The organism is Paraniabella hibiscisoli (genome assembly GCF_022512515.1).
Classification (GTDB): domain Bacteria; phylum Bacteroidota; class Bacteroidia; order Chitinophagales; family Chitinophagaceae; genus Niabella; species Niabella hibiscisoli.
Map to the genome: position 1 here is coordinate 102,571 of NZ_JAKWBK010000002.1, position 22,863 is coordinate 125,433.

At 43.1% G+C, this 22,863-nt stretch carries 25 protein-coding genes and 2 pseudogenes; 18 read left to right on the forward strand and 9 right to left on the reverse strand.

Annotated elements, in window-relative coordinates; all coding sequences use genetic code 11:
• Window positions 1–9: 9 nt before the first annotated feature.
• From MKP07_RS29000 to MKP07_RS29020, 6 genes and pseudogenes are all read left to right on the forward strand, one after another.
• The gene (locus MKP07_RS29000) at window positions 10–492 is read left to right on the forward strand and encodes a carboxypeptidase regulatory-like domain-containing protein (protein WP_240851360.1); all 483 of its coding nucleotides are present in this window, start codon (window positions 10–12) and stop codon (window positions 490–492) included.
• Window positions 471–962, forward strand: a complete 492-nt coding sequence (locus tag MKP07_RS29005) for a TonB-dependent receptor plug domain-containing protein (protein ID WP_240851362.1) — start codon at window positions 471–473, stop codon at window positions 960–962. The genes MKP07_RS29000 and MKP07_RS29005 overlap by 22 nt, the downstream gene beginning before the upstream one ends.
• Window positions 911–2,374 carry an outer membrane beta-barrel family protein gene (locus MKP07_RS29010; protein ID WP_317236130.1) on the forward strand — a complete coding sequence of 488 codons (1,464 nt, stop codon included), beginning with the start codon at window positions 911–913 and terminating at the stop codon, window positions 2,372–2,374. Before MKP07_RS29005 ends, MKP07_RS29010 begins: the two co-directional genes overlap by 52 nt.
• An 11-nt stretch (window positions 2,375–2,385) precedes the next feature.
• Window positions 2,386–2,682 (forward strand): annotated as a pseudogene (locus tag MKP07_RS39920) (outer membrane beta-barrel protein); the annotation flags it as partial.
• 250 nt (window positions 2,683–2,932) lie between these two features.
• Window positions 2,933–3,664 carry a hypothetical protein gene (locus tag MKP07_RS29015; protein ID WP_240851364.1) on the forward strand — a complete coding sequence of 244 codons (732 nt, stop codon included), beginning with the start codon at window positions 2,933–2,935 and terminating at the stop codon, window positions 3,662–3,664.
• A gap of 475 nt (window positions 3,665–4,139) precedes the next feature.
• Window positions 4,140–4,895 (forward strand): glycosyltransferase, encoded by a 756-nt coding sequence (locus MKP07_RS29020; protein WP_240851366.1) that lies wholly within the window; start codon window positions 4,140–4,142, stop codon window positions 4,893–4,895.
• A 33-nt stretch (window positions 4,896–4,928) separates the two neighbouring features.
• Here MKP07_RS29020 and MKP07_RS29025 read toward each other — a convergent pair whose 3' ends face one another.
• Window positions 4,929–5,564, reverse strand: coding sequence for a cell division ATP-binding protein FtsE (locus MKP07_RS29025; protein ID WP_240851368.1), 636 nt, complete (start codon window positions 5,562–5,564; stop codon window positions 4,929–4,931).
• A gap of 236 nt (window positions 5,565–5,800) precedes the next feature.
• A complete protein-coding gene (locus MKP07_RS29030) occupies window positions 5,801–6,553 on the reverse strand; it encodes a hypothetical protein (RefSeq protein WP_240851370.1) in 753 nt (250 codons plus the stop codon).
• Window positions 6,554–6,880: 327 nt separating this feature from the next.
• Between MKP07_RS29030 and MKP07_RS29035 the strand changes: the two genes are divergently transcribed.
• The 6 genes from MKP07_RS29035 (at window position 6,881) to MKP07_RS29060 (ending at window position 10,459) form a co-directional block, all read left to right on the forward strand.
• On the forward strand, window positions 6,881–7,246 hold the full coding sequence (locus tag MKP07_RS29035) for a BlaI/MecI/CopY family transcriptional regulator (protein WP_240851372.1): 366 nt from the start codon (window positions 6,881–6,883) through the stop codon (window positions 7,244–7,246).
• A gap of 504 nt (window positions 7,247–7,750) precedes the next feature.
• Window positions 7,751–8,182 carry a hypothetical protein gene (locus MKP07_RS43135; protein ID WP_394803728.1) on the forward strand — a complete coding sequence of 144 codons (432 nt, stop codon included), beginning with the start codon at window positions 7,751–7,753 and terminating at the stop codon, window positions 8,180–8,182.
• Complete coding sequence (locus tag MKP07_RS29045) at window positions 8,134–8,604, forward strand: energy transducer TonB (protein WP_240851376.1); 471 nt, start codon at window positions 8,134–8,136, stop codon at window positions 8,602–8,604. The genes MKP07_RS43135 and MKP07_RS29045 overlap by 49 nt, the downstream gene beginning before the upstream one ends.
• A gap of 16 nt (window positions 8,605–8,620) precedes the next feature.
• On the forward strand, window positions 8,621–9,742 hold the full coding sequence (locus tag MKP07_RS29050; RefSeq protein ID WP_240851378.1) for a M56 family metallopeptidase: 1,122 nt from the start codon (window positions 8,621–8,623) through the stop codon (window positions 9,740–9,742).
• 7 nt (window positions 9,743–9,749) lie between these two features.
• Window positions 9,750–10,010 (forward strand): energy transducer TonB, encoded by a 261-nt coding sequence (locus tag MKP07_RS29055; RefSeq protein WP_240851381.1) that lies wholly within the window; start codon window positions 9,750–9,752, stop codon window positions 10,008–10,010.
• 209 nt (window positions 10,011–10,219) lie between these two features.
• Complete coding sequence (locus tag MKP07_RS29060; RefSeq protein WP_240851383.1) at window positions 10,220–10,459, forward strand: energy transducer TonB; 240 nt, start codon at window positions 10,220–10,222, stop codon at window positions 10,457–10,459.
• A gap of 68 nt (window positions 10,460–10,527) precedes the next feature.
• Here MKP07_RS29060 and coaD read toward each other — a convergent pair whose 3' ends face one another.
• The 5 genes from coaD to MKP07_RS29085 form a co-directional block, all read right to left on the reverse strand.
• Window positions 10,528–11,016 (reverse strand): pantetheine-phosphate adenylyltransferase, encoded by a 489-nt coding sequence (coaD, locus tag MKP07_RS29065; protein WP_240851385.1) that lies wholly within the window; start codon window positions 11,014–11,016, stop codon window positions 10,528–10,530.
• 197 nt (window positions 11,017–11,213) lie between these two features.
• Window positions 11,214–12,023 carry an aspartate carbamoyltransferase catalytic subunit gene (locus tag MKP07_RS29070; RefSeq protein WP_240851387.1) on the reverse strand — a complete coding sequence of 270 codons (810 nt, stop codon included), beginning with the start codon at window positions 12,021–12,023 and terminating at the stop codon, window positions 11,214–11,216.
• Between the two features lie 177 nt (window positions 12,024–12,200).
• Window positions 12,201–13,076: a hypothetical protein gene (locus tag MKP07_RS29075; RefSeq protein WP_240851389.1), complete on the reverse strand. Its 876-nt coding sequence runs from the start codon at window positions 13,074–13,076 to the stop codon at window positions 12,201–12,203.
• Between the two features lies 1 nt (window position 13,077).
• The gene (locus MKP07_RS29080; protein ID WP_240851391.1) at window positions 13,078–13,263 is read right to left on the reverse strand and encodes a hypothetical protein; all 186 of its coding nucleotides are present in this window, start codon (window positions 13,261–13,263) and stop codon (window positions 13,078–13,080) included.
• Window positions 13,260–13,733, reverse strand: a complete 474-nt coding sequence (locus tag MKP07_RS29085) for a hypothetical protein (protein WP_240851392.1) — start codon at window positions 13,731–13,733, stop codon at window positions 13,260–13,262. The genes MKP07_RS29080 and MKP07_RS29085 overlap by 4 nt, the downstream gene beginning before the upstream one ends.
• Window positions 13,734–13,996: 263 nt before the next feature.
• Between MKP07_RS29085 and amaB the strand changes: the two are divergent.
• From amaB to MKP07_RS39935, 6 genes and pseudogenes are all read left to right on the forward strand, one after another.
• A pseudogene (amaB, locus tag MKP07_RS29090) lies at window positions 13,997–15,522 on the forward strand (L-piperidine-6-carboxylate dehydrogenase).
• A 167-nt stretch (window positions 15,523–15,689) separates the two neighbouring features.
• Complete coding sequence (locus MKP07_RS29095; protein WP_262919990.1) at window positions 15,690–16,805, forward strand: S8 family serine peptidase; 1,116 nt, start codon at window positions 15,690–15,692, stop codon at window positions 16,803–16,805.
• Between the two features lie 38 nt (window positions 16,806–16,843).
• Window positions 16,844–17,374 (forward strand): S8 family serine peptidase, encoded by a 531-nt coding sequence (locus tag MKP07_RS39925; RefSeq protein ID WP_262919991.1) that lies wholly within the window; start codon window positions 16,844–16,846, stop codon window positions 17,372–17,374.
• A gap of 151 nt (window positions 17,375–17,525) precedes the next feature.
• Window positions 17,526–18,671, forward strand: a complete 1,146-nt coding sequence (locus MKP07_RS29100; protein ID WP_240851394.1) for a saccharopine dehydrogenase C-terminal domain-containing protein — start codon at window positions 17,526–17,528, stop codon at window positions 18,669–18,671.
• Between the two features lie 319 nt (window positions 18,672–18,990).
• Complete coding sequence (locus MKP07_RS39930; RefSeq protein ID WP_262919992.1) at window positions 18,991–19,836, forward strand: sodium/proton-translocating pyrophosphatase; 846 nt, start codon at window positions 18,991–18,993, stop codon at window positions 19,834–19,836.
• Entirely contained in the window at window positions 19,827–21,245 is a 1,419-nt protein-coding gene (locus tag MKP07_RS39935) for a proton/sodium-translocating pyrophosphatase (protein ID WP_262919993.1), read from the forward strand. The genes MKP07_RS39930 and MKP07_RS39935 overlap by 10 nt, the downstream gene beginning before the upstream one ends.
• Window positions 21,246–21,368: 123 nt before the next feature.
• Here the strand turns inward: MKP07_RS39935 and MKP07_RS29110 are convergent, their stop codons facing one another.
• Complete coding sequence (locus tag MKP07_RS29110; RefSeq protein WP_317236131.1) at window positions 21,369–22,334, reverse strand: Gfo/Idh/MocA family oxidoreductase; 966 nt, start codon at window positions 22,332–22,334, stop codon at window positions 21,369–21,371.
• 8 nt (window positions 22,335–22,342) lie between these two features.
• The gene (locus MKP07_RS41505; RefSeq protein WP_317236132.1) at window positions 22,343–22,813 is read right to left on the reverse strand and encodes a Gfo/Idh/MocA family protein; all 471 of its coding nucleotides are present in this window, start codon (window positions 22,811–22,813) and stop codon (window positions 22,343–22,345) included.
• Window positions 22,814–22,863: the final 50 nt, after the last annotated feature.

Genomic DNA, 22,863 nt, shown 5'->3' on the forward strand with positions numbered 1-22,863 from the left:
TTTTTGACAATGCGTTATTTTTTGATGGCCCTGGGCCTGCTTTTTACTGTTAATATTATAGCACAGGGAGGCGGACAAATGCCCGGAGGCTCTATTTATGGTAAAGTAGTAGACTCCCTAACTGGTAAGGGTATGGAAGCAGCATCTATACAGATATACCAGACTAAAGTTCCCGCCCCTTCCGGTTCGCCCGCCCGTGCCGGTACGGTCGGGGGCGGGGACTCAGCGACCAAAACACCTAAAGATATATTGGTAACCGGTATGCTTACGGCCTCCAATGGCGATTTTCGGCTGGAGAATATCCCGGCCATGGGCCAGTACAAACTGGTAGTTTCGGGCGTTGGGCATAAAACACATACCCGTAATTTTTCCTTTATTGATCCTAAAATGATGGCAGGCGGTAAGCCGGATATGCAGGCGATTATGAGTGGGCTGGATAAGGACTGGGCAATATTAAATTGGCTACCGATGTGGAAGTACTGTCGGGCGTAACGGTGACGGCTTCCAAACCAGCTGTACAGCTGGGTATCGACAGGAAGATCTATAATGTGGAAAACAACCTGACCTCTGCAGGAGGTACGGCCACCGATGTATTAAAAAATGTACCTTCTGTAAACGTGGATATTGATGGTAATATCAGCGTGCGCAATGCCAGTCCGCAGATATTTGTAGATGGCCGGCCTACTACCCTTACTTTAGACCAGATACCTGCCGACCAGATAGCCAGTGTGGAAGTGATCACCAACCCTTCTGCCAAATATGATGCATCTGGCGGTACGGCGGGCATTTTAAATATTGTATTGAAAAAAACACGTACGGTTGGGTACAATGGATCGCTGCGTGCAGGTATCGATCAGCGCGGACGTTACAATTTCGGAGGGAACCTGAATGTACGCCAGGAAAATTTAATGTGTTTGCCAATATTGGATACAACCAGCGCAAAACCATTTCTGATGGGATAACGGAAAGAAACACATTTTCAAACGACACCACCACCCGCCTTTACCAAACAGACCGTGCTATTGGAGATGGCCGCTTTTTGTTTGCAAGGGCTGGTTTTGACTATTTTCTTGATAACAGAAATACTATCACCTTATCAGGTATGACAGTTGATGGAAAATTTGACAATACAACCAACAGCGATATCGTTACTACTACAACTGCCCCCGGTAGCAATGCCGAGTCGCGTATTTTAAGGACTTCGGACGCCAATTTTGGTTTTAATATGAAAGGTGGCGCTTTAGGTTTTGTGCATAATTTTCCCAAAAGCGGGCACCAATTAACCGTTGACGGCCAGTATAATAAAAGTAAAAACAACAGTAAGAACCTGCTGAATAACAACATATTCGATGTTAACGGTGGACCGCAGACAGGAAATTTCAGGCAAATGCAGAGTGGTGCCGGTAATAACGAACGCATCAATGCCCAGATGGATTACACCAATCCTCTTAGCGATAAATCGAAACTCGAAGCGGGCGTTCGCTTTAATCAAACCCAAACATTTAGCGAAAATGTATTATCACGTTATCAAAACGGTGATTTCGTAAGAAGCGATGACGCATCAGCTAAATTTAATTTCACTGACCGTGTTTATGCAGCGTATGGCAATTTTTCGAGCAAAATCGGTGAAAAATTTGGCTACCAGTTGGGCTTGAGGTTAGAAAGCTCTGAGTACAACGGGCAGTTTTTCTCAGGAGCAGGTTATAGCAAAATGGATCAATTTAAGATAGCTTACCCTGCCAGTCTTTTCCCCAGCGTGTTCCTTTCTTACCAATTGTCCCAGTCGCAACAGCTGCAACTTAATTACAGCCGCCGTATTAACAGGCCGGGCTTCTTCCAGCTGTTCCCTTTCATTACCGACTATTCGGATACGCTTAACCTGAGCCTGGGTAATGCCAACCTTCGACCAGAATTTACCAGCTCATTTGAATTATCTTACTCTAAAACCTTCGATAAATCGAATAATCTTATCGTATCTACTTATTATAAACATACTGATGACCTGATCACCCGCTATCAAACTAACGGCATACACCCTCTTACCGGGGATAATGTGATACTGAATACGTTTTTGAACGCCAATTCGAGCTTTGTAGGCGGACTTGAAATAGTATCGAAGAATGCGCCAACCAAATGGTGGGATGTTACCAGCAACGCGAATATTTATACATCGAAAATTAATGTAAACGACCCGCTGGTACCTACTGCCGACCAGATCTATAGCTGGTTTGCCAAGATCAATAATACGTTTAAACTTCCTAAAAACTTCACGGTGCAGGTTTCCGGAGATTATAACTCCAAAACCGTTCTGGCCCGGGCGGGTCGGGTAACAGCGGCGGCGGCGGAGGTCGTGGCGGATTTGGCGGAACAGTAAGCGGGAATGCGCAGGGTTATAGTATGCCTACCTATGGTGTGGATGTTGCCTTAAAATATGAGTTCCTGAAGGGCAAGGCTGCTTCTGTTACATTAAGTGGCAGCGATATCTTCAAAACACGTGTAAGTGATATTTATACCAATGCGGGCTTCTTTAACCAGCACCAGTACCGTGTACGTGATCAGCAGTTCTTTAGTATCAACTTCGCCTATCGATTTGGTAAATTTGACGCTTCGCTGCTAAAACGTAAAAACCTGAAAGCAGAGCAGGAAGGTATGCAGGGTGGTATGCAGGGAATGCCCCAATAAAATTATCTTATTTTCTTTTGTAAAATGTGGTAGATTCTCTGGATCTGCCACATTTTTTTGCGTGTTGGAGCTATTAGCGGTTTTGAGTTTGTCTGAAAAGTAGTCCCGTTTTTTGTAAAATCCGGTAAAAATCAACAGCAGACACCATAGCCATTAACTAAAGCCACTGATGTTCAGGTGCAAATAATATTTGGATCGGGCACTAAATAATAGTATATTTATATATCTACAACCTTGAAAATAAACAGCTATGAATACGAACAACATCAACCAGCTTTCCGATATAGGCATGTGCGATGATTTTATGAAAAAGCTTCAGTCTGCAATTCTAAAATTGAAATGCAAGCATGCTACACTAGAGAAAAGAATTGACGTTCATTTGAGTATCGTGAAAAATTCACAGGAGGAGTTACTTTCCAGACAAGTGGAACTTCAAGTGCTCAAAAATTACCATGCTACAGCGGTTGAAGAACGAAAAATTATGATGTATGATTATAACATATCAAAAGTTGAATGTCGTATTAAATTGATGAAATTGAAGCTATGCGATTACAATAGTGTTCAACTTGAGTGGAAAAAGTTTCGGCTTCAACAGATTGAAACAGCACTAACAGACGCAGAATTGTTACTACAAAAAGTAACTGAGCGCCGAAGCGACCTCGCTAAAGCAAGCATACCAGAAGTAGCTGTTGCAACCATTCAACCTGTGCTTCGACCCGAACAGCCACTTACGATAGCAAAAACGCCCGGATTAAGACAGCTGCGCATTATTCAGCAACGATACCGTTGTATGAAAAATCAATTATTCATCTGCCATTCGTCAAATCGGCCGTCCCACTGCCATATATATATACTTAGTGCGACTGAAGAATTACGTTCAAATGTATTTAGCGCACTATTGTATTCACTGTTAAAATACCTTTTATCTGAATTGACAAATACTATCTGTCAGCGTTTATTACAGTATATTTATAGTTTTTGACCTAATAACCGCAAACAGGTGAACAATTTTATGCCGAAGCTTGTTTAATAACAGCAATTGAAAACGTGTTCTTAGTCGGTAATTGTTTTAGTATATTTTTAGATTTGGATAAATATTTACATATTGTATGCCTGGATGTGCCCTGCCCCGCTAATTGCGGCGGGTCCATTGACATGATGAATCGCATTAAATCGTTCCACAAAAAGGGCATTAAAATACACTTGCACTATTTTCGCTTTGATGAAAAATGTCATAATGCCGAGCTGGGCAGGTATTGCGAAACAGTGCAGTCTTACGCTAAAAAGGATGCTTTTGATTGTATCTCTTTGAGCACACCGGCATTTGTAAATGCCCGTTGTAACCAATCGTTGATAGAAAATCTTAATAAAGATAGGTATCCTGTATTACTGGAGGGTTTGCACACAACTGGTATCATTAACGAGATAAAAAAGAAGGAAGAAAAATCTGCGTGCGCATGCACAATGAAGAATCGGTGCATTACAGGGAGCTGGCGCGCAGCACCATCAACCCTGCTAAAAAAACCTTCTACCTGGCCGAGAGCCTGCTTACCAAAAAGTATACTTCTACCCTGCCGGCCGACTGTATGTATGCCTGCGTGTGTAAAGAGGATCAAAATAGTTTTGAAGAACAGGGATTTGGAGATGTACAATTGGTTCCGGCATTTCCCAGCTGGCAAGAGGTCAATTGTCCTACCGGTATGGGCAGTCTCTGCCTTTTTCATGGAAATCTATCTGTACCTGAAAACGAAAAAGCGGCCTTGTGGTTGCTGAGTAATGTTTTTAATAAAGTGCGGATTCCTTTTATCATAGCGGGTAAAAATCCGCCTAAAACGGTGCAAAAGGCTGCGGGACTTTGCCAGAATACCTGCCTCGTGAGCAACCCCAGCGAATCGGAGATGGAAGACCTGGTGCAGAAAGCGCATATCAATATACTACCCGGTTTTCACAAAAATATCACGGGTAGCCGTTTGAAGCTGGTTCACGCTTTATATAGAGGAAGGCACTGCATTACCACCCCGGCGGTTGTAGAAGGTACCGGACTGGAAGAAGCCTGTCACATAGGAACTACAGCCAGTGCAATGGCGTCTATCATATCCCAGCTCTATTACCTGCCTTTTGAAGAAGAAGAAATATTGTTAAGAAAAAGATTGCTGGCGAACCGTTACGATAACAACAAAAACATCCAGCGCTTTATAGATTATCTATGGTAGCATTGTCTATCACCCGTCCCCCTTCTGTTTTTATTAATCTTGTAGGATATTTTTTACCACAGCATAGTCATGCGTGGCCATTACAATAGCGGCATTGCTTTCTTTAGCAATAGATAATAGCAGGGTCATGATTTCATCAGTAGTTACCGGGTCCAGGTTACCTGTTGGCTCATCAGCCAGTATTAGTTTCGGACTATTTAATAAAGCCCGCGCAATATCCACCCTTTGTTGTTCGCCACCACTCATCTCATAGGGCATTTTATTAGCTTTATGTTGCAAACCAACCTGCTCTAAAACTTCATTTACTTTATCATCTATCAGCTTCTTTTCCGTCCAGCCGGTTGCCTTTAAAACAAAGCGCAGGTTATTAGCCACATTCCGGTCGGTAAGCAGTCTGAAATCCTGGAAAACCACACCCAGCTTTCGTCTCAGGTAAGGCACTTGTTTCCAGTGCATATTTTTAAGCTGATAATCGGCTACCACAGCATCGCCTTCAGTAAGCAGCAGATCTCCATAAAGGGTTTTTAAAAGGCTCGATTTCCCCGTACCGGTTCTACCCACCAGGTATACGAACTCACCTTCTCTAATGGTGAGATTCACCTCTTTTAATACCAAATTATCTCCCTGGTAAATATTAGCGTTCTTTATTTCTATGATCGGCTGCTGCATAATATCCTTAAAAATTGATAGTGTGCAAAATAAGCTAAAATGCCCAATACAGGGGAAGATTATATAGCCGGCTATCAAAAAGGTCGCCCTGATCCTCAACGCCTTTAAGTCAAAAACAAACGGTTTACTTCAACTGAATCATTTTTTGTTTATTACCACGGCTTTACTCGCGCTCCGACTGCCATCTTTATCTATTTGCACAACGCGTACGTATATAGTCTCTTTGTTATTGGGCGTCACAGCGTCTTGTTTAGAGCAACCCATCCAAAAAATGGCGGCTGCAAAAATCGAAAAGCCGAGCAATAGACTGCGCCTTTTTTACCAGCTGCCGCAATTCCCAACAATGATAAAATACCCCAACCAGCTAATGTAATCCCACCGCCAATGTCGATAGACAGGTTATAGTTAATTAAAGTATCAGAATTGCCATTGGCAGCTTTGGACGCTACAGAAGCTACTGTTTTAAAAGACTCGCCATTTGTTGAGGCCTGTATCTCAAAATGATCATTGTTGGTTTCTGAAAGGGTTTGCCAGGAAACCTGGTAATTGTTGCCTGCAGCAACAGCATTTATGGCTCCGAAGGTGACAGGCAAAGCGCCCTGCGCCCAGTTAAAATTATCAATAGCAAAATAATCGAAGTTGGAGCTAAGCTCAATTTCGAGCTGGTCTATCGAAACGTTAGCATTATTGGCGTTACCCTCTGTGGCAAAATTGATCAATGCAAACCCTTTTTGGGGAGCTGCATCTGATGTAGCAAAACCACTGCTTTTAATAACAGTAAATTGTGTAACACCTCCCAGTTTGCCTCTGAATATTACGGAACCCGGGCCTGTATTGGGGTTAGGAGCGCCAGGAGATTGCGTTGCGTTGCCGGTTACATAAAACCAGAAGCTATTGATCTTAAAAGTGCCGGTCGCCACTGAAATAGAAGAGACAGAGCCATAAGAATCATTCAGGTGAATAAAATAGTTGGAAGGGCCATAGCCCAATCCGGTAAAATTGGCGATAAAAAAGAAGGGGCATTAGTGCTGAGGTTAAAGGTTCTTCCATTATTTGTAAATGAGGTAGCCCCTGCCGTAAGGCCCTCAAAAGTTTCCGTTCCCTGCGCAAAAGTCGGACGGTACGAGGTAATTACTAAAAGAAGACTACATAGCAATTGAAAGGTTCGTTTCATTATATTTTGGTTTAGAGGTAACCAAAGAAAACACTTTTGCCACTGCTTGCCAAATGAAATTATCAGCAACATTTCTATAACTAAAAAATAGTTGTTAAACTAAAAAATTAGTTTTAATTTGCTGTCAGATTAAATATCCATCATGAAACAACTTACAAAAGCCGAAGAACAGATCATGCATATTTTATGGGACAACGGGCCCCAGTTTCTCAGGGAGCTGCTGGATAATATACCCGTTCCCAAACCCCATCAGAATACCGTGGCTACTATTTTAAAAATACTAACAGAGAAAGAGTTTGTAACGGTAAATGTTTTTGGCAGGCAACATCAATATACAGCAGCCATAACAAAGGAAGATTATTCTAAAAAAACCATGAAGCAAATGGTGAAAGGATATTTCGAAGGCTCTTTTAGTAATGTGGTATCCTTTATGGTAAAGGAGAATAATTTAAGCATCGAAGAGCTGGAAGCCTTACTGCAGCAAATTAAAAACCAACAAAAAAAATAGCCGTATGCTTACCTATATCATTCAAATGATTACCTGCTCAGGAATATTGTACGGCTATTATCACTTTTTCCTGCGCAATGAAAAATTTCACCAATACAACCGGTTTTATCTGTTACTGGCTATGCTCTTAAGCCTGGTATTGCCATTGATTAAAATCTCCGTGTATCTGACGCCTGATAATAGCGCCTCTTCCCTCATCTATGCATTTGCTGGTACCGAAGAAAATGTAACCGTTGCCGGCACCGGAAGCAACGCTTACCTGGATTGGGTTTGGTTGGTTTATCTCATCCCCCTGCTCCTGCTATTGGCCCGGTTTGCATTAAGCATCCGGCATATTGCTTTGATCCGTAAAGCATCCGTTGTTGAACCATTTGACACCGTAAAGTTGGTTAACACGGATCATACTGATGCGCCGTTTTCTTTTTTAACTGGCTGTTCTGGAACAGCAGCACCGATAGGCAATCGGTTGAAGGCAGGCATATCCTGCAACATGAGCTATACCATATTCGCAGCAAACATAGCTGGGACCTGGTTTTTCTTGAACTGGTATTGGCTATGTGCTGGTTTAATCCATTCTTCTACCTGTACCGCAAAGAAATCAAAACATTGCAGGAGTTCCTGGCCGACCGGTATGCTACCGCTAACAGCAATACGCTGGTTTATGCTGAATTGTTATTACTACGAGCCATGGGCGTAAAGCACCAGCGCCTGGTTAATCCGTTTTTTCATCACCAAATTAAAAGAAGAATTTTTATGCTTACCTCATCTAAAAAAACAGCCCACCAATGGCTGCGTAAATTGGTTCCCCTTCCGCTACTTTTTGTAACTGCCACCACTGTAATCATCAGTTGTAATGTTTCCGAGGAAAAAAGGATCCGGTTTCATCAATGGACAGCGCTACCATCAACGGGAAAAATGATCCGGTTACCGGGGTAACTATTAATCCTGTACCTGGGTCAAAAGATATCAGTTCGCCTGCTCCGGAAACAACAACAGCAACTGTTGATGATCAGCCTCAAAACAGGAACGAGAATATTCCGGAAGTATTTACCAATGTAGAAGTCGATGCCAAGTATCCGGGTAACTGGCGCAGCTTCCTCGAGAAGAAACTCAACGGACAGGTTGCTGTTGATAACGGTGCTTCACCTGGTAATCACACCACCGTTATTCAATTTATTGTTGATACAAAAGGCAATGTTTCAGATGTAAAAGCATTGACGAATGTTGGATATGGTTTAGAGGAAGAAGCCATCAGGGTTATTAAACAATCCGGCAAATGGAAGCCTGCTATCATGCACGGCAAGCCGGTAAAAGCTTACCGCAAACAACCGATCACCTTCCAGGTTACTGAGGTTTAATTATTAAATCAGTTATATGATTACTTACCTGATACAAATGACTGCCTGCTCTGCTGTACTGTATGCCTATTATTATTGCTTCCTGCGCAATGAAAAATTTCACCAGTACAACCGGTTCTATCTGTTATTTGCCATGGCGCTAAGCCTTTTGTTGCCGTTGCTTAAAATACCTGTGATTGTAAATGACACGAATAGCAACCCTATTTACAAGTTTGTTAGTACAGGAGAAATGGTTGTTGTTACGGCGGCCTCCAAAGAGTTTGACTATACCGCGCTCCTGTATATTTTTTATGGATGCGTAGTGCTTTGGATGTTTTTCAGGTTGCTGAAAGCGATCTCCCATATTATCCATATCAAAAGGGCCGCAACCAGTGAAATCATTGAAGACATCCGGTTTATAAAAACCTCTTACCCGGATGCACCTTTCTCCTTTTTCAAATGGTTATTCTGGCATCAGGATACCCGGCTGGAATCAAAAGAAGGTATGCACATGTTTAAACATGAAATGTACCATATACGCAGCAAACATAGCATGGACCTGCTTTTCATGGAAATTGTCTTAAGTATTTGCTGGTTCAACCCCTTCTTTTATTTGTACCGTAAAGAAGTAAAAACCATCCAGGAGTTTTTGGCTGATCAGTATGCAGCAGGCAACAGCAATGCTGCTTCCTATGCAGAGTTACTGCTGGTAAGAGCCATAGGCGCCAGGCAGCAACAGTTAATCAATCCATTTTTTCATAATCAATTAAAAAGAAGAATTACTATGCTAACATCATCTAAAAAGCCACAGTACCAGTGGCTGAGAAAACTATTGGTATTGCCCGTAGCTGCAACTGCCATTGCATTATTTGCTTTTAGCTATGAAAAAGAGATCAAGCGTATGGTGCCCGAAGTATTGAGTATGGACACCGATAATCCGGTAGCCGTCACCGATCCCATTGCAGTGATCAATGAGCGCCCTTTTGTAATAAGCAAAGACACGGTACCTGCAAAAACTCAAAAGGCAATAACAGAAAGAAACCCAAGGGAGGTTAGTGCCGAATATGTTACAGGTAACGGGAGGTATCGTAAATTAAATACTATTTGGGTTACGGGGTCGCTGGAAAAGATATTCCCAAAGAGTTTTAAAAGATGGTGAAATAAAAGTGGATGTAGACGCTGCATTTAAAGGTAGCTGGAACAATTTTATAGAAAGAAATCTGGACGGCCAGGTGCCAACCGATAAAGGTGCTCCAGCTGGGAATTATGAAGTCTTAATTAAGTTTATTGTTAACGAAAACGGAACCGTTTCAAACATTGAACCCATTACTAATGAGGGCTATGGCATGGAGGAGGAAGTGGTACGAATTTTAAAAAAGTCCCTGAGTGGAACCCTGCTATCAATAACAACAACAAAGAAGGGATAAGTAAGCCAGTTAAGTCCTTTAGGATACAACCAGTCAATTTCCTGGTAGTACGAGACGCAAAAAAAAGGGCTGAAAATAGCCAGCAAAACATAGGTCTAGCAACCCCTACTGTCTCTTCAGCCAGCTCGCAGAAAGAGCCAGAAATTTTTACAAAAGTTGAAATAGACGCAACCTACCCTGGTAACTGGAATGCTTTTATCAAAAGGAATTTGGACGGACAGGTTGGTGTGAAGAACAATGCGCCCACAGGCTCCTACAATACAACTGTACAATTTATTATTGATAAAGAGGGTAACGTAACCGATGTGAAAACAATTGGTAAGAAAGCAGGCTATGGCATGGACGAGGAAGCGGTTCGTGTGATAAAGAAATCAGGAAAATGGAAACCAGCCATTCAAAATGGCAGAGAAGTGGTGGCTTATCTCAGAGTGCGGTTGCGTTCAGTGTAGCAGATCACGACTCTAAATCCAGTCCGCAATCGCCGGAATAGCTAGGGAACTGACATACCCCAAGCAGGTTACCCCGACAACGGTATGGTTCTCAAAGACTCGCAAACAACCTCAGAAAGAAAAGGGCTGGCATTACCACCATTTTTTATAATATCACGAACAATTGTAGAAGCTACCGAAGTGTATTTAGGTTCACCGGTGAGAAACACGGTTTCGATCTCTTTATCTAGCGCACGGTTAGCATCTGCAATTGTTTTTTCATATTCGAAATCGCTTACATAACGGATACCTCTTAATATAAACTTCGCGCCTATTTTTTTACAAAAGTTAACAGTCAGGCCTTCGTAGACGGCCCCCTGTACCCTGTCTGCATTCCCGTAAATATCCCTGATCCACTGTAGTCGCTGAGAAGTAGAGAACATGGGCTTTTTAGAAGTATTGTAACCTATGCCAACAATTATTTTATCGAATAAAGGCAGGGCGCGATTAATTATATCTTCATGACCCAATGTAATGGGATCAAAGGTTCCGGGAAATAAACAGATTCTTTCGGACATTATGCAGACATTAGATGTTAGAGACTAGATGGTTGATATTGGATATTGGATGCTCGACGTTTGATACTTTTTATATTGGATTCTGGATTCCGGATAACAGAGACCATATTAGATATTTTTTCAACTTAAATCAATTCACTGTCATCCATCCCCCATTCGCTACTCACTACTTCCTATTCACTACTCACCACTCACTATTAATTATTCTTATTCGAGAGCAAATACAAAACAGCCATTCTAACCGCTACCCCATTTTCTACCTGCTGCAAAATAATCGACTGCCCACTGTCCGCTACATCGCTATCCAGCTCCACCCCACGGTTAATAGGCCCCGGGTGCATAATCACCACATCTTTCTTTAAGCCTTCCAGCAATTTACGACTGATACCATAACTCAGGTTGTATTCTCTCAAAGAAGAAAACAATACCTGGTTTTGTCTCTCCAGCTGTATATGCAATACATTCGCCACATCGCACCAGTTCAGGGTCTCCTCCAGGTTATAGCTCACATTTACCCCAAAAGCCTCCCGCGCATATTTGGGAATTAAGGTAGGAGGACCGCATAAAGTTACCTCGGCACCCATTTTCTTTAACAGGTACATATTGCTCATGGCCACACGACTATGGGTGATGTCGCCAATAATAGCCACTTTGGTGCCCGCCAGTTTGCCTACTTTCTCCCTTATAGAAAAAGCATCCAGCAAACCCTGCGTAGGATGCTCATTCACCCCATCGCCGGCATTTACAATAGCTGCAGGAATATGTTGTGATAAAAAGTGGGGCGCACCGCTGGCGCTATGCCGCATTACCACCATATCCACTTTCATCGATAAAATATTGTTTACCGTGTCGAGCAAGGTTTCGCCTTTGGAAACCGAAGAGCCCGAGGCGGTAAAATTGATGGTATCTGCCGATAATCTTTTCTCTGCCAGCTCAAAAGAAATACGGGTACGCGTAGAGTTTTCGTAAAACAGGTTTACAATAGTAACATCCCTTAAGGAAGGCACTTTTTTAACGGGCCTTTGTAAAACTTCTTTAAACTGGGTGGCTGTATCTAAAAAAGAGTAATATCCTCCTTCGTGAGGTCTTTAATGCCGAGCAAGTGTTGCGTTGAAAGCTTCATTAAAAATCAAAGATAAAGGATGAAAACTAAATGGCATACAAGAAAATGATTTTATGTTATACTACAGAAGTTTATGCTTGGTATGGCGCCTGATTTCATAATTAAATTGAAGCACTTTCCGGTTCCAGAGCGTTAAGGTTTGCTCCGCAGAAATGAGTTTTTCGCGGGAGCCGATAACCAACCGGTCGCGGAACGAACGGATGAATTGAGCATGGTATTTCCCTCTGGCATCTTTTAATAAAAAATAGAATCCGGCGTCGCCAAATTTGTTCCCGGAAGAATCTAAAATCAATTCCCCGTTTTCGCCCACAGCCGGGTTCATAATAACCGTAGCATTACCATTGGGCAAAGGAAATACCGCTTTCACGCAGGTTTTACCCGATGGTAGCTGGCAAATACCATAAACACCCGAATAAATAACCTGTCCGGTTGACTCAAGGGCTCTGAACCAAAAAGTATGCTTTATTTGATTGGTTTGAGGATCTACCAGATTGATGATCTCGCTCTTGATCGACTCAGCATCGGGGATGCTTTCGGTGGGGATATTTAGCTGGTTGAGCCTTTTGCTGAATAAGCGGTTCAGCAGCAATCCGAAAAACTTAAAAAAGGAATTCCATTGTACCGAGAAATCAAGATCGTAGCTATTTGTGCTTTCATAAAACCCGATAACTTCCCGGGAGAGACGGGACATTTCTTCATCTGGCAGGTTTAGGCTGGCCATGGAAGGAATAATACCTTTTACCGGCGCATCTTTTTCAATCACCAGGTTTTCTTTTTCCGCAAAGCGATGGATAAAGTCGCCGCCGACGGCATCGAGGTTTCCAAACGGGCCTATCAGCCAGGGATAGTGCGCTGGTTCAATTTTTCTGCCCCTGAAAATTACCCATTGTTGGGTAATCCAGTCCTGTAGTTTTTGCATCGGATAAGCAAAGCCCATATTACGAATCCTTTTTAAAGCCCGGAATAATATGGCTGCTGCCATTCCATTCTCCGAACTCCGCGACTGGCTTAAACCGTAGCGTGGTGAATTCAAAATGAAAATCTTTTCTATCTCTTTCTTTCATGGCTTTAATATGTCTTTCCGGCCGTGGAACAGCACTATGTCCCTGTACCATATCGGTCATTTCTTTTGGGTTTTCCATATAGAGAAAGTAGACACTGTATTAGGAAGCCGGATAGAAGCTAATGACAAAGTGGTTCCCGGATGATCACGCACGAGCTTTTCTACAGGCCGGCCCCATTGAATGAATCGGGGAATTTCCGGAAATTTCATCCGGGCTATGGTTACTGCAACAACCGGGGCCTCGGGTGTATCGGCGTCAATTGTCGGAGCCGGTATTCTAAACCCTTTTATACTGCCCCATTGTCGCATAAAAACCAGGCGGGTATGCCAACCACCTGCCAATACCCTACCCCATTTGTTCTCTTCTAAAAAATGATCTATAGCTGCTTCATTTTCCCATTGAGCAAATACCGCCAACTGCCTGATCAATATGCGTGAAGGATCAAAAACCGGCGCGCCTAAGGTCATCGCGTTCATCCACTCCGCATAAATTAATCCTGGAACCTGCTTTGACCCGGGTGACAGTAACATAGCTTGAAGAGCAGATGTATAGGATGTTTTTACTAGATGATAGGAGAATACACTCATGCGCTGCTATAAATGATGGTTTTCTTTTACAGTTGTCAAAAGTACATACAAGCACTGAATAGTCATTAAGCCCTGTTGTTTTTCTACACTGCACCCTAAGCCACTGCAAAAACAGGCGCGTGCTTTAAGTATTGTCAAAATGTTCCGCTGGCTATGATAAACATCTGTTCATTTCCTTAATTTTATAATAATCAACAAGATTGTCTATGAAATTTTTACAAGAGCTGGGCTTGTCAGCTGTCAATAATGGAACCAGCACAGGAAGCCTTTGGCTATCATCCGGTGATAATGAGATTACATCCCTCTCTCCTGTTGATACCGTCCTTATAGGATCGGTACAGGCAACCAGCCGTGCTGATTATGAACAGGTAATCGGGACGGCTCAGCAGGCTTTTAAAGAATGGAGGCTGTGGCGGCTCCGAAACGTGGTGAGATCGTTCGGCTGATTGGTGAGGAGCTGCGCAAAAACAAAGAAAACCTGGGGAAGCTGGTTTCTTATGAAATGGGTAAAAGCCTGCAGGAGGGCCTCGGCGAAGTTCAGGAGATGATCGACATCTGTGATTTCGCGGTAGGCTTGAGTCGCCAGCTGCACGGCTTAACCATGCATAGCGAAAGACCGGGGCATAGAATGTACGAGCAGTACCACCCCCTGGGTTTGGTGGGCATCATCTCTGCTTTCAATTTCCCGGTGGCAGTATGGAGCTGGAACGCTATGCTAGCCTGGGTTTGCGGTGATGTTTGCATCTGGAAACCTTCAGAAAAGACACCACTCTGTGCCATAGCCTGCCAAAATATAATAGCAAAGGTTTTCGAGGAGCACCAGGTGCCGGAAGGCGTTTCCTGCCTGATTAATGGTACTGCTGAAGCGGGTGAATGGCTGGCCGGAGACGACCGCATTCAGTTGATCTCAGCTACCGGGTCTACTCGTATGGGCAAGGCCGTATCCACTAAGGTAGCCCAGCGTTTAGGTCGCTCTTTATTGGAGCTGGGTGGTAATAATGCGATCATTATTTCGAAAGATGCTGACCTCAATATTGCTATTCCGGCTGCTGTTTTTGGTGCTGTAGGTACGGCAGGACAAAGATGTACCACTACCCGGCGCTTAATTATTCATGAAGATATTTATGAGGCATTTAAAGAGAAGTTGGTAAAAGCTTATCAGCAATTAAAGATCGGCAACCCGCTTGATACAGCCAATCATGTTGGTCCGCTGATCGATAAAGCAGCCGTAAGCGCCTATAATAATGCAATTGCAGATTGTGTGGAGCAGGGAGGTCATTTTTTGATTAAAGGAGGCATATTGAACGGCGAAAACTTTGAGAGTGGTTGTTATGTACAACCTTGCATTGCCGAAGTGACCCATGATCTGCCCATCGTACATACCGAAACTTTTGCCCCGATTCTTTACCTTATCCGGTATAAAGAACTGGAAGAAGCGATTGTTATTCAAAATAGTGTACCTCAAGGACTATCTTCTGCTATAATGACGAATAATCTTCGGGAAGCCGAACACTTCCTGGCCCATAATGGGAGCGATTGCGGTATTGCCAACGTAAATATCGGCACATCCGGAGCAGAAATAGGCGGGGCATTTGGCGGTGAAAAGGAAACAGGTGGCGGCCGCGAAAGTGGTAGCGATGCCTGGAAGAACTATATGCGCCGGCAAACCAACACCATCAATTACAGCGCACAATTGCCTTTGGCACAGGGTATTAAATTCGAACTGGGGTAGATTGCGGTATTTACAGGGCATATATAGAGTTGGCTGCATAATTGCAACTGTCTGAATGGTTATTTTTTAACCATTAAAATGCCTCATGGTCCGTTTATCATTTTATGATATTCTTTAAGCTATGTGCACTATTTTTGTAGATTGTTTTATTTAAATTATTGTTTTGCATGAAGAGAGTATTTAGTGCGTTAGGCATTTTTTTGATTGCTGGTAGCCTTTCTTTTGATGTAGCTGCCCAGGATTCAGCTCCTGATAAAAAAGATAATATTCCTCAGGGTTGGCATTTAAAAGACCTCCAGAAAGATGGATTGTACGGGATAAGCCTGGATCAGGCTTACGACTTTCTAAAATCGAAAGGACTGAAAAGTACCCCGGTTATCGTGGGTATAGTAGATTCGGGCATTGACACTACACACGAGGACCTTAAACCGGTTTTATGGATCAATACCAAAGAGATACCCGGTAACGGCATTGATGATGACAAAAATGGTTATGTGGATGATATCAACGGCTGGAACTTTTTAGGAAGTAAAGACGGTAAGCAGAATGTAACCAAAGATAGCTATGAGGGCACCCGTGTTTACTGGAAATTTAAAAAACAGTTTGAAGGAAAATCAGAAAAAGAAATACCTGCCACGGAGAAAGGAAATTACCAATTGTGGCTGAGAGCTAAAAAAGATATTGATAAAAACCAGATGGAGCCTAAAGAGTTTGAGTATATGACCCTGTTGGTGGAGGTATTGAAAGAGGGCGACTCTATTATCAAGAAAGAACTTAAAAAAGAACTCTACACTTGTAACGATCTGGTTAATTATACACCATTAAATGCAGCCGCCCACCAGCTAAAGCAGGTGATGATGGGGACCTGTAAATTGAATAACACCCAGGAGATCACCAATAACGAGCTGATAGAACTATCCTCCCGTGACCTGGTTAAAGCGGCTGCGGGCCAAACTCCTCCTACCAATTACCGATCAGATATCGTACAAGACAATTACGATGATATCAATGACAAGTATTATGGTAATGGCAATGTGTATGTAGATAACGAATCTGCCAAGCATGGTACGCACGTTGCAGGAATTGTTGGTGCAGCGCGTAACAACGGCTTGGGTATGGACGGAGTTGCAGATAACGTGAAGTTAATGAGTATCAGGGCTGTTCCCGACGGAGATGAACATGATAAAGATATTGCATTAGGTATACGATATGCGGTAGACAACGGCGCCCGTGTTATCAACATGAGTTTTGGCAAAGGTTTTTCTCCTGAAAAAAATGGGTAGACGAGGCTGTTAAATATGCTGAAAGTAAAAATGTATTATTGGTTCATGCAGCAGGTAACGATGCAGCCAATGTAGATACAGCTTACAACTTCCCTTCGACTAAATTTGCTGATGGTCAAAGACCTCAAAGCTGGATCACTATTGGCGCCAGTGGTGATAAAAAATCGGGAGGGCTAACTGCCAGCTTCTCTAACTACGGTAAAAAAGAAGTGGATGTATTCTCGCCTGGTGTTAAGATCTACTCTACTGTACCGGGAGGCAATACCTATGCAGACCTGCAGGGAACCAGTATGGCAGCTCCGGTAGTATCGGGCGTGGCAGCATTGATCATGAGCTACTATCCAAACCTTTCAGCAGTACAGGTAAAAAGCATTATTGAAAAAAGCGTTAGTAAGCCTTCTGAAAGAGTAAAAAATCCGGGAGGTGGACCTGATGTGATGCTGTCGGACATATCTGTATACGGCGGTATTATTAATGCCTATAAGGCAGTTAAGCTGGCTGATGAAGAAAGTAAGTTAACCAAAGCGGCTCCCGTAAAGAAAGCGGCTGTAACAAAGAAAAAGAAATAAGCATTTTTGTTTTTCAGATAATTAAAAGCTACCTTGATGGTAGCTTTTTTATAAATAGAGCTGGCTCAATGAAGCAAGCCATTCAATAACATTCACGACAGTATTCAGTGGCTGATTATTCAAAGTTATAAAGCCCAAAAATCAATCATTCTTGACTAAGGAAACAAAGCAAATACTCCTCTTTGGAGCTGGCAAATCGGCTACCGTCCTGATCAATTACCTGCTTGAACAATCAGAGATATATAACTGGAAACTGGTGGTAGTAGATGCCGATCTTTCATTAGCATTGTCAAAGATAAAAGGGCATGTTAACGGCAGTGCGATGTCCTTTAATATTAATGATGCTACCGGGAGAGAGAAGGTGATTGGCCAAAGCGATATTGTTATATCGATGCTCCCGCCTGCATTACATTATATTGTAGCACAGGATTGTGTTGCGCACAGCAAAAACTTACTGACAGCTTCGTACCTGGACGAGGCTATGCGAAAGCTCGAAAATGAAATCAATCGAAAGGGGCTGTTCTTTCTCTGTGAAATGGGCCTTGACCCCGGCATTGACCACATGAGCGCTATGCAGTTAATACATAGCATCAAAAATGAAGGGGGCGCTATTAAAAGTTTTATATCGCATTGCGGCGGATTGATTGCTCCGGAAAGTGACAACAATCCATGGCATTATAAAATAACCTGGAACCCCGCTAATATAGTGAACGCAGGCAAAACCGGCGCCGTATATAAACTCAGCGGCCAGGTTATTGAGAAAAGCTACCGGGACATTTTTAAAGATAATCCAACTGTAGAGATAGCTCCTCTCGGAGCTTACGCTTATTATCCTAACCGGGACTCGCTTTCTTATGCAGCATTGTATGGATTGGAATCGGCTCATACTTTTATGAGAACAACTTTGCGCCATCCGGATTTTTGTAAAGGCTGGCAGCACATCATTGATGCAGGATTAACGGATGCGGCTCCTTTTAAAGAAAAAGAGCATTACAATAGTATTAAAGACTGGGTTAACCAATCTATCCAACAGCATTCTTCATCAACAACTTTAGACGGATATATCGACGCCACTGTTGCTGAGGCGGACAGGGAACTGGTAAGAAAGCAGTTGATATACCTGGGCCTGGCCGGCGATGATACGATACCTGAACAAGCTGCCGCTTCTGCTGATATACTTCGCCACTTATTAGAAACTCGGTTAAAAATAGAGCAGGATGACAAGGATATGATCATTATGCTTCATGAAATTGAGTATGAAAAAACAATCAGCTATATTCAACAAAAAGTTGTATGATTGTAAAAGGCGATGATGCTTTAAACACAGCAATGGCAAAAACGGTGGGGCTTCCACTAGGCATTGCTACAGAACTTATACTGGAGAAAAAATAAATATAACCGGCCTCAGAATTCCTTTGACCAGGGAAATTTATGAGCCGGTTTTAAAGAAATTAAAAGAAAAGAAAATTAAGTTTGAAGATTTGTAAAATACATCTATTATTACAGAAGTAAATAAAACGAAACCGGTTATTTGCCTGTATCGAAATAAACCATAACATTTTAATCAGTTCCCCTATATTTGTGGGTCTTGCCAAATCGAAAGGATATATAATTATATGCAACACATCATCTATCTCGTACCAGTGATGGCCATCATTGGCTTATTGTACACGTATGTTAAGTTTAAGTGGGTAGCCAGGCAGGATGCCGGTACTCCCCGAATGAAGGAAATAAGTAACTACATTAGTGTAGGAGCCATGGCTTTTTTGAAGGCCGAGTGGAAGATATTGGGCTACTTTGTAGTAGTGGTAGGTATTTTACTGGCTGTGCTTGCACAAACCAATCCGCATTCGCATTGGATGATATCGGTAGCTTTTGTGATTGGCGCTGTTTTAAGTGCCCTTGCCGGGTATATAGGTATGCGTTCTGCTACATTATCTAATGTACGTACAGCACATGCCGCAAGAACCAGCCTTAAGAAGGCATTAAATGTATCGTTTGGTGGCGGTGCTGTAATGGGTGTAGGAGTAGCCGGCATGGCCGTTTTAGGTTTAGGCGGATTATACATTTTGCTAAAAGCCTACTTCGCTCCTGATGCAGCGCTTAATTCGCATGAAATGATCCAGACCATCGAGGTTTTAACCGGTTTTTCTTTGGGTGCAGAATCGATAGCCCTGTTTGCTCGCGTAGGTGGTGGTATTTATACCAAGGCTGCCGATGTAGGCGCCGACCTGGTGGGAAAAGTAGAAGCAGGTATACCAGAAGATGATCCGCGTAACCCGGCCACTATCGCAGATAATGTAGGTGACAATGTAGGTGATGTAGCGGGTATGGGTGCTGACCTTTTTGGTTCTTATGTGGCTACCGTGCTGGCTACCATTGTGCTCGGACAGCAAATTAATGTGATAGGTTCTCCTGATGCTTTGGGAGGCTTCTCCCCATTATATTACCTATGCTTATAGCGGGTATTGGCATTCTGCTTTCTATTATCGGAACCCTGTTTGTAAGGATCAGTGAAACGGCCAGTATCAGTACAGAGACGGTTCAAAGAGCATTGAATATGGGTAACTGGGGTTCCATGATCTTAACAGCCATTGCATCTGCTGGTTTGGTAATATGGCTGCTTCCTCAACAAATGGAACTGCGTGGCTTTGTATTTACCAAATACGGTGTATTGGGAGCGATTGGAGTAGGCCTGGTTGTTGGAGCACTGATGAGTGTTATTACCGAATACTATACCGCCATGGGCAAACGCCCGGTGAATATGATCATTAAGAAATCATCAACAGGGCATGCGACTAACGTTATTGGTGGGCTGGCAATCGGTATGGAATCTACCTTCCTGCCTATTATTGTTCTGGCTGGGGGTATCTGGGGATCTTACGAATGCGCAGGCCTTTATGGCGTAGCTATTGCAGCGGCAGCTATGATGGCTACTACTGCCATGCAACTCGCTATTGATGCTTTCGGCCCCATTGCCGATAATGCAGGCGGTATTGCTGAAATGAGCGAACTCCCTAAAGAAGTAAGAGAGAAAACCGATGTATTGGATGCCGTAGGTAACACTACAGCGGCTACCGGTAAAGGCTTTGCCATTGCATCAGCAGCTTTAACGGCACTGGCATTATTTGCAGCTTTTGTAGGTGTAGCCCAAATTGACGGCATCGATATATACAAGGCAAATGTACTGGCCAGCCTCTTTGTAGGCGCCATGATACCATTCCTGTTTTCATCACTCGCTATCAGGGCAGTGGGTGAAGCAGCTATGGCAATGGTGGCAGAAGTACGCCGCCAGTTTCATACCATACCAGGTATTATGGAAGGTACTGCCACACCCGAATATGATAAATGCGTAGAGATATCGACCGAAGCATCTATCAAAAAAATGATCGTTCCCGGAACCATCGCTATTATATCTCCCTTGGTGATCGGCTTTATGCCAGGCCTGGGAGCTGAAGCGCTGGGCGGATTTTTAGCGGGAGCAACAGTTAGCGGGGTTTTATTGGGTATGTTTCAAAACAACGCAGGCGGTGCCTGGGATAATGCCAAGAAAGCTTTTGAAAAAGGTGTGGAGATCAATGGCGAAATGTATTACAAGAAATCAGAACCGCATAAGGCATCTGTTACGGGTGATACCGTGGGCGATCCTTTAAAAGACACTTCAGGGCCGTCCATGAACATTCTTATTAAACTGATGTCCATTGTTTCACTGGTAATAGCGCCTACCCTGGCACAACTGGAGCATCCGGCTACCGCCGCTCAACCGGTTCATGCACCTTCGTCAAAAATAAAAACGATCACAGAAGTAGTTAAAACCAAGGATGGTCCGAAAGAAGTCACCTTCCAGGTGATGGATACCATCACACTGTAATACATCATATTTTTCAATGAAAAAGGTTACCAACAGGTAGCCTTTTTGTTGCTCCTTATTTCGGGGTATGGGCATAAAAAAACTTCCGCTGATGCGGAAGTTTTTAATAGATAAGAATATTGCTTATAAAGTAAGCGTCCAGCCATCGCTGTATTGTCTTCTAACAAACTGGTTGGCTATATCAAAATTCGTAATCTTCATATTCTCGGCATCCCATAATAATTTCTTGCGGCCCGTATACTTGGTCTTACCCCATCCGGATACAGTAGGATCGATATACATCGCGCTCCTGATAGCCAGGTTACCCATTAACAGGCTCTCTGTAAATGGTCCGGCATATTCAAACGGAGAGCTCGTTTCACCTTTACCATGGCCGGCGATACAGGCGTTCACCCACTGCAGGTAATGCCCTTCAGCACCGCCTGGTACACGTTTGATGGTTTGTTTAGGCAGTGTTTTTTCTTTCATTAATTTGGTAGGCAATAAGCGTGGGTTAGCTCCATAGCAGTCCATCAGGATTTTTCCTTTGGTACCTACAAAAAGACAACCACCATCCCAGTTACCTAATGATTCTTCAGGTAATAACTCATCCGGACGCTGTGGTAATAAACCACCATCATACCATGATACTTTTATTTTTCCTTTCTTATCCGTTCTGGGGTAAGTAAGGTGAATGATAGAAGACATAGGGCAGCTATCTGTAAAGTTCGCTTCCTGGTTCATGCCCGTCCACTGATCAGAAATGCTACACTCTGCCGACTCTGGGTAAAGTATGGGTAGAATGCGATAGATGGGATCCATTATATGACAAGCCATATCTCCCAAAGCGCCTGTTCCAAAGGCCCAGAAACCACGCCAGTTAAAAGGTACATAAGCCGGGTTGAAATCTTCATGTTTAGCTGTACCCAGCCAAAGTTTCCAATCCAGCTCTTTGGGAACCTCATGGTTACCTTTTGGTTTAGGTACACCCTGTGGCCAGATAGGTCGATTAGTCCATGCGTGCACTTCATATACATCGCCGATTATTCCTGATTGATACAGTTCTTTTGTTCTTCTAACGCCATCGCCGGAAGCACCCTGGTTGCCCATTTGCGTTACTACTTTATATTTTTAGCAGCCTGGGTTAAAATACGGGCTTCGTAAATATCGTGCGTTAGCGGCTTTTGGGTATATACGTGTTTTCCCAATTGCATAGCCGCCAGTGTTGCAACCGCATGGGTATGGTCAGGCGTACTGATGCTGCAGGCATCTATATTATTTTTTTCTTTCTCCAGCATCTCCCTGAAGTCCTTATAATAACTGGCTTTGGGGAATCTTTCCCGCGAACCTTTAGCTTCTCTGTCATCCACATCACAAAGAGCCACAATATTCACTTGGGGACTTTTAGCAAAAGAGGCAAGATCGCTGGCGCCTTTACCACCGGCCCCTATGCCGGCTATATTTAATTTATCACTGGGCGCTACAAAACCGCGACCTAATACATTCCGGGGTACAATAGTTACCCCTGCGCCAACAATGGCTGCATTCCTGATAAAACTCCTACGAGAACCGGAAAGATTTCTTTTCATATTGCATGTAATGTTTGTAAGTATTAATTATTTATTTAGAGATTCATGTT